This is a genomic window from Jutongia huaianensis (assembly GCF_014384985.1).
Classification (GTDB): domain Bacteria; phylum Bacillota; class Clostridia; order Lachnospirales; family Lachnospiraceae; genus Jutongia; species Jutongia huaianensis.
Window position 1 is genome coordinate 1 of sequence record NZ_JACRSX010000036.1, and the last position, 7,345, is coordinate 7,345.

At 37.1% G+C, this 7,345-nt stretch carries 7 protein-coding genes; all 7 read left to right on the plus strand.

Annotation, left to right across the window (positions count from 1 at the left end):
* The first annotated feature begins 197 nt into the window (after positions 1-197).
* The 7 genes from H8704_RS13755 to H8704_RS13785 all read left to right on the plus strand — a co-directional run bounded on the left by H8704_RS13755 (position 198) and on the right by H8704_RS13785 (position 6,560).
* Entirely contained in the window at positions 198-614 is a 417-nt protein-coding gene (locus H8704_RS13755; RefSeq protein ID WP_118690008.1) for a tetratricopeptide repeat protein, read from the plus strand.
* 258 nt (positions 615-872) lie between these two features.
* The gene (locus tag H8704_RS13760; protein ID WP_118690007.1) at positions 873-1,286 is read left to right on the plus strand and encodes a hypothetical protein; all 414 of its coding nucleotides are present in this window, start codon (positions 873-875) and stop codon (positions 1,284-1,286) included.
* Positions 1,287-1,858: 572 nt separating this feature from the next.
* Positions 1,859-2,194, plus strand: a complete 336-nt coding sequence (locus H8704_RS13765; protein ID WP_249298641.1) for a helix-turn-helix domain-containing protein — start codon at positions 1,859-1,861, stop codon at positions 2,192-2,194.
* A 111-nt stretch (positions 2,195-2,305) separates the two neighbouring features.
* Positions 2,306-3,274 (plus strand): helix-turn-helix domain-containing protein, encoded by a 969-nt coding sequence (locus H8704_RS13770; RefSeq protein ID WP_249298642.1) that lies wholly within the window; start codon positions 2,306-2,308, stop codon positions 3,272-3,274.
* Positions 3,249-3,827: a hypothetical protein gene (locus tag H8704_RS13775; protein ID WP_330606036.1), complete on the plus strand. Its 579-nt coding sequence runs from the start codon at positions 3,249-3,251 to the stop codon at positions 3,825-3,827. The genes H8704_RS13770 and H8704_RS13775 overlap by 26 nt, the downstream gene beginning before the upstream one ends.
* A 737-nt stretch (positions 3,828-4,564) precedes the next feature.
* On the plus strand, positions 4,565-4,741 hold the full coding sequence (locus H8704_RS13780; protein ID WP_249298643.1) for a hypothetical protein: 177 nt from the start codon (positions 4,565-4,567) through the stop codon (positions 4,739-4,741).
* Between the two features lie 52 nt (positions 4,742-4,793).
* Entirely contained in the window at positions 4,794-6,560 is a 1,767-nt protein-coding gene (locus H8704_RS13785) for a recombinase family protein (protein WP_249298644.1), read from the plus strand.
* The last annotated feature ends 785 nt before the right edge of the window (positions 6,561-7,345 follow it).

A 7,345-nucleotide genomic window follows, 5' to 3' on the forward strand; every position in this document is an offset into this window, starting at 1 on the left:
ATATAAGGATAATATATAGTACATATAATAATCGGAGTAATAATAAATTATGTGATATGTAGTCTAAAAAGTTAACAGAGTAGATATAATCATAGAACAGAAAATATATATAATTTGCAAATGATTTCTTGATTATATAAGTGTGAGTGATTAAAATATATATTCAAGAATTAAATTATTAGAAGGAGATTGAGATTATGGAGTTAGATGAAAGAATATATCGAGAAATATGTGATTTAAGCCAAGAAGGGGATCAATATTTGGACGACGATAACTTTGAATTGGCAGAAAAGAAATATTTGGAGGCTCTTGATTTGATACCGAAACCTAAAACGGAATGGGAGGCAAGTACATGGTTGTATGTTGCGCTTGGGGAGGTTTATTTTTTTTCTTCTAAGTATTTAGAGGCGATTTCTTTTTTTAGTGAAGCATTGAAATGTCCGGAAGGGCTTGGAAATCCGTTGATAAATTTAAGAATGGGGCAATGTTACTATGAGTTGGGAAATTATGGTTCTGCAAAGGGTTATCTTCTGAAAGCCTATATGGTTGAAGGAAAGGAAATATTTGAAGGAGAAGATGATAAATATATTAAGTTTGTTGCTCAAATTAGATGATTGGAATTGAGAACCCATTGTAGTAAAGGTGATCTTATATGGCATGGACGGTTAGGATGTCATAATCGATAAAGAGTCTGGAGTAAGAAAGGTCGATTATAGCGAAATAAGACGATGTCTTATTAAGTGAATTCTCAATATCCACAAATTCATGAATTTAGACCAAAGGGAATGGTGTAGACTGGAAATGCTCATCTATGTGGATAAAAAAAGAGAGTTAACAAGAAAAAACAAAGATTATTATTGGAGGAACAAGTTATGGAATGCGATGAAAAGATAGGAGCAAGAATCAGACAGTTTATGGATGATTGTAATACCTTCTATGAACAGGGACAACTGAGTAAAGCAAGAGATTCACTTTTTGAAGCATGGGGTATCTTGCCTGATGAGAAATATATATATGATGAAAGTTACTGGATTGTGGCATTTATTTTGGATTTGTCTATTGAACTTCATGATATGGATGTGGCAAATCAATGGGTAGATAAAATATTAAAATGTGATTTAGAGAGACAGGATGATGGCGATCGTGAGATGTGGGTGGGAAAAGTGTTGTGTGAGTCAGGAAAAACAGATGAAGCAAAAAAATATTTTGAAATTGCATTTAAGAAATCAGAGGGAAGGTGTTTTGTAGGTGATGATGCTAAATATTTATGTGTTATTTCTGCATGAAAGACCGAAAGTGGAAAATTCAAAAACAAAGTTATTATAATAAAGAAATGGTTTAATGGCGAAAGTCAGAAATGATTCAAAAGGAAGAACTTTTCATAAAAGGGAGATATCGCAGCGAAGACGGCTTGTATAGATTAACATATTCCGATGCTTATGGCAAAAGAACTTCAGTCTATTCAAAGGATAAAAAATGGGTGTTCCAGATCGGATGTGGGCTTTCTTTGTAAACTGTGTTATTATTTGGAAGTAGACATGGGAAAATTACTTGAATACAAAAAACAGTATCATAAAAATGAATATGTAACGGAGTTTGGCACCGAATACGTTTGAATCAAACGGTTTGGTGCCCTTTTTATTGTACCCACTATGGAGCGTTTACACATAATTCTCCGAAAATTCCAAAATAATGGAAATTTCAATCCGTATAATCCCCCTTGATGAAAAATGTATCGTACGATAAATCATACGATTTCGTGCGAAACATATAGGTTGAACGACAAAGCGGCTCGAAACTATACTAAATGTAGTTACAAGTCGGGTGGAGCAAGGAGGAGAGAAAAATAAGAGGTACAGTGAGAAAAAGATTGATGGATTATCTGCAGGACAATCATATGACGGCATACCGTTTTGCAAAGAAAAGCGGAATCCCACAAAGTACGATATGGAGTATCTTGAAAAAGGAAGACTATGAGGTGCGGGAGAAAAACATTCGGAAAATATGTAAAGCAATGGGAATATCAGCAAGTGAGATCATGGAATCCGAAGAGGAAGCAAAACGAAACCTCAGAGCAGGTGAGATCCCGGTGATGCATAAGTATCGAAAGCTGGATAAAAGCGATCAGTTTCGTGTACAAGGGTATATGGATGCATTGCTGGAAAAGCAGGACGGGGAGAAAAGAAAAATATGAAAAATTCAAAATGATTTCCTTTTGCATATTTTTAGATTATAACTTTGGTATTGTATTATAACTAAAAATAAGTTATAATACAAAAAAAGAGTTATAAACGGAGGCGGTTGAATGGAATATCTTAAGCGAGTGTTAGGAATTAAAGTGCGATATGAAAATGAAACGGTAGACCATTTGCCGAACTTTATACGTACAAGATATACATTGCAGAGAGTGTATCTGGATGCTCAAAAAGCTGTTTTTTTGTATCCTAAAAGCGAATTGGAGCAGATAGTAACATTAAAAAAACATCTGGAGCGTGTGCAAAAGAGTGTGGATTGTCCGGTTATTCTTGTGTTAGAGAAGATCACCATACGGCAGAAAGAGTATCTGCTTCGAGATAAAATAGCTTTTATTGTGGATGGAAAACAGATTTATCTGCCGTTTATGGCAGTGTATTTGCAGGAGCGCTGCGATGCAAAAAAGATTGATCGAGAAGAAATTCTGCCATCGGCGCAGATGCTTTTTCTTCGTTTTATTTATGAGGGGGCAAAGGAAATGTCTACCAGTCAGGCTGCAAAAGATTTAGGACTGACACCAACATCCATTTCCAGAGCATCGAAACAGCTTGAAGAAATGAAAATTTTGAGAGCAAGAAAAGTCGGGGTACAGAAGATACTGTTCTCGGATGCTTCTCCTCAGGAGTTGTTTACTAGAGCAGAGAAGTTTTTGCTTAATCCGGTGAAAAGAACGGTCTATGTTCCGAAAAGAATGATTGAAGAAAAAATACTCGAAAGCGGCTATTCTGCATTATCAGAGTATTCGATGCTCAATACGCCGAGCGTTCCCTGCTATGCATCGGACAAAATATCTCAGTGGAATCGTTGCATGACAAACGACTTACAGGATTCTGATTCGCAAGTGGCGGTTGAAATGTGGAGGTATAATCCACAAAAATTATCAAAGACTAAAATGGTAGATAAAATTTCTCTGGCGTTGTCGCTAAGAGAAGATACAGACGAACGAGTAGAAGAAGCAGTAGAGGAAATGTTAAATACTTTGTGGAGGAAGATAGATGGTAACAGGAATGGAAAGCTTTAAGGAATGGTTTAAGGGGAATGAAAGTCAATATGCGATTATTGGAGGAACAGCGTGTGACATCCTAATGACGGAAGAAGGTTTGGATTTTCGTGCGACCAAAGATATTGATCTGGTATTGATCATTGAAGCGGTAGATGTGGCATTTGGAAGAAAATTTTGGGAATATATTAAGCAGGCAGGCTATGAACACTGCAATAAGAGTACGGGGATGCCGCAGTTTTATCGCTTCAGTCATCCGGCATCAAATCACTATCCGGCAATGATCGAGCTGTTTAGCAGAAAACTGGATGCAATTCCGCTTCCAGAGGATGCTGTGATTACACCATTGCCAAGAGACGAGGATATATCCAGTCTGTCAGCGATCCTTTTAGATGACGATTACTATGAATTTCTCAAACAAGGAAAGATGAGCGTTGATGGTGTGACAGTTTTGGATGCCGCATATTTGATCCCGTTCAAAGCAAAAGCATGGACGGATTTGACAGACCGCAGGGCGGCAGGAGAACACATTGACAGCAAAAAAATAAAAAAGCATAAAAATGATGTTTTTTGATTAACAGAATTGATTGATACTTCCGTCGTAATCGAGACGCCCGGTGGTGTTTATGACGATATGCAGAAGTTTGTTGACCGGATGAGAGATGAATTGATTGATATCAAGCAGTTAGGTCTTGCAGGAAGAACGAAAGAACAGATTCTTCGGGAATTGGCAGAATTGTACATAAAGCAGTAGGAGATGGAAACCATCCGTTTGGATTATTTGTATTTTACATTTGAGCCGCAGTGCGGCTCTTTTTGCATTGAAAATGATGCGATAAATCATACGATTTTGTACGAAACATATCATCTAGCAAAATAGTAGATTCCCATTTATACTGGTATTGTGTCCACAGGAAATAATCCTGTCAGACCCAGACAACTGAATACGATGATTTTGCCGGACGTAAGGAACAGTTACGCATTGCGCCGTGCCGCAGATGCGCCAGGATCGGTAAGACAGATATAAAGGAGATGTTTTATCATTTTTTTTAATAATTCTGCCTGATGTGAGATGCCGGGAGCGATAACATCCATGCAAAAGAGGAATTGTGGTGATTCCGTGGTTGCGACTGTTCTATGATAATGATACTCCCTTTATGGTCTATAAGAGATGGTGCGAGTCCAGAGTGTGCTGCTAACCACAGTGACCGGTGATTTCAACTGGAGATAATTAAAATTTCTGTTTGCGAGAACATATAATATTTGAATTGTAAGTTGTTGCAAGCGGAAATTGAGAAGGAGGTATTTGAAGTGCAGATAAAAAATGTCAATAAGCAATTGACGGAATATACAACAGATCAGATAAATCATACCATAGCGTTATATATAATGAAGAAATGCTGTGAAGATGGGAAAATCTCTCGAGCGGCTTATGAAAAAATGACAAGAAAATATGAGAATAAAATACTTGAAAAAAATAACAGATGATGTTATTATATGTGATATAAAAAAGAGTAAAAAATAGAAGGAGATATTTGCTTTGGAGAAAAAAAGGACGGTAGCTATATATGCGCGTGTTTCTACAGAGCATGAAGCACAGATTTCTGCTTTGGAAAATCAAATTCAATATTATGATGACATATTGGAAAGACATCCAGAGTGGGAATTGTACGATAAATATATAGACGAGGGAGTTACCGGAACATCTGTAAAGAAGAGACGTAGCTTTATTCGGATGATGGAAGATGCTGCGGCAGGCAGATTTGATCTGATAATAACCAGAGAAGTGTCTAGATTTGCTAGAAATACTGTAGATACATTGCAACAAACAAGAATACTGAAACGACAAGGGGTTGAAGTGTATTTTACGGAGGACAATATCTGGACAATTAAAGATGAGGATGGAGAGTTTCGTCTAACGATTATGGCTACAATGGCTCAAAATGAAAGTAAAAAGATTTCCCAACGAGTAAAAGCAGGGCAAAAGGTATCTTTTGAAAACGGTGTCCTGTATGGAAATGGAAATATATTGGGTTATGATCGTATTGGGAAGGAACTGGTCATAAATGAAGAACAAGCGGCAACTGTTAGAAGAATCTTTGATTTATATGTTGAGGGAAATGGAGCCACAAAGATTTGCTATCAGTTAGAGGCGGAGAATCATTTGACAGCGACTGGTTTAAAACGCTGGCATCCAAGTAACATTACAAGGATTTTAAAAAATCCATTTTACTGTGGAGTTATTGTATATAGAAAACAGTATGTTCCGGATTTTTTGGAACAAAAGAAAATAAACAATTTCGGAGATGTGGATCAGATAGTGGTCGAAGGAACACATACGCCGATCATATCTAAGGAACAATTTGAACAAGCACAAAAAATTATAGATGCAAATTCAGTGCATCTGAAAACGCGAGAAAGCGGAGAACGAAGAAGAGGAGTAAAACGATCCCCTGATGTTTGGTGCCGTAAGTTAAAATGCCAATGTGGAAATACATTTAATCGAGTTGTATGGCACACAGGCAAAGATAAGCCAAAGCAATGGGCGTACCAGTGCTATGGACAGGTTAAAGGCGGCAGTATCAAAACACGCCTCAAGAAAGGACTTAGCATAGAAGGATGCTGCGATATTAAAATTGTGCCTCGCTGGAAACTGGAGGCTATGGCAGATGTTATCTTCAAAAAGTTTTGGGGTGATAAGAAAGCAATTATAAAAATTTGTAATGACATGATTGATACTTGTTGTGAGGAACAAGTTGAAAATACACGACTTGCTGATTATCAGGCATTACAAAGAAAAATGGAAAAGTGGAATAACCGTTATGACAATCTTCTTAATATGCGAATGAATGGAGAGATTGAAAAGGAAAGGTATGACGAGAAAAGAGAACAATTGCTTAAAGAGCAACGGAAATTGCAGGAGGAATTTGCCCAATATGATGAACAGGAAGACCTAGAAGAAGATCTGTACGAAAAGAAAATACAGTTATTAAAGGCTGGAATAGAACGGGATTTTAAGTTCGATACAGCACATCTTCCGGATGAAATTATAGATGATTTTGTGGATGAGATAGAGGTACATCAAGATTATTTTGTCTGGAGGTTGAATATATCTCCCGATGATGCTATAATGAAAGTATCAGGGAGAGTTAACAATTATACAGTTTCTCAAACTGATAGAAGTAGCTTGGGAATATACAGTAATGGCAATAAAGCGATGTTGGCAAACATTTACTCCGAAGACGAACAGCAGCACAGGCAGCAATTGCTGACAAGTAGGATATCGTCTGATGTGATACAGTTTTAATATTGCAATAATAGATTCCCATTCCGAGCTAAGATTTAGTTTGGAATGGGAATTTTTGGCATTATCACAGAAACAGAGGGATTCGTAGTAATGCCTGAAACAATCGGAAAATCAAGGCTTTCCAAAATGCATCCGGGGCAACTCCTCACCGCAGGGGCTGCCCCTTTTCTAAAAAATCTCGCATTCCTCCTGACACGAAACCACATACAGTCCCAAATGTGGTACCTTTAATTTTTTTTGCATTCTGCACTTTCTGCACGTCAAAATTTCGCACCTCTGAGCAACAGTAGCACATCCGCCACGTCACCTAAAAACAAAATTGTTGGGTCTTTGTTTAAGGGTACAGTGCTAAAATCGAAAATAGGACGAATTATGAAGAGGAAGATTTTAAGGAGAGAATATAGAGTGTGTCTGTGTTGGAATGGGGACGTGGATTCGTGGTTTTTAGGGATAAGAAGTATAAAACATATGCAATAGACTAATTGTATATGGTATAATACAAATGGATTAGAAAGTAAAAATCATTAAAGTGTATTATTGCTATGTATACAATTTCAATGCTTGTAAATCATAGCTGAAAGGAAATGCTGAAATATGAAACAAAAAGAATATGGCTTATATGATAAATTTATAGATTGTAACAGGGAAGAGGAATTGAAACATGAATTTGCCTCTTTTTTTGGATATAGAAAAAGCTGATCGTGCTGGAAAATGGAGAAGAGTAACGCTGACATATGACAAATAAAGAAAGCGGCAGCTGACCGGGAGGCAGAACCGCAGGAAGG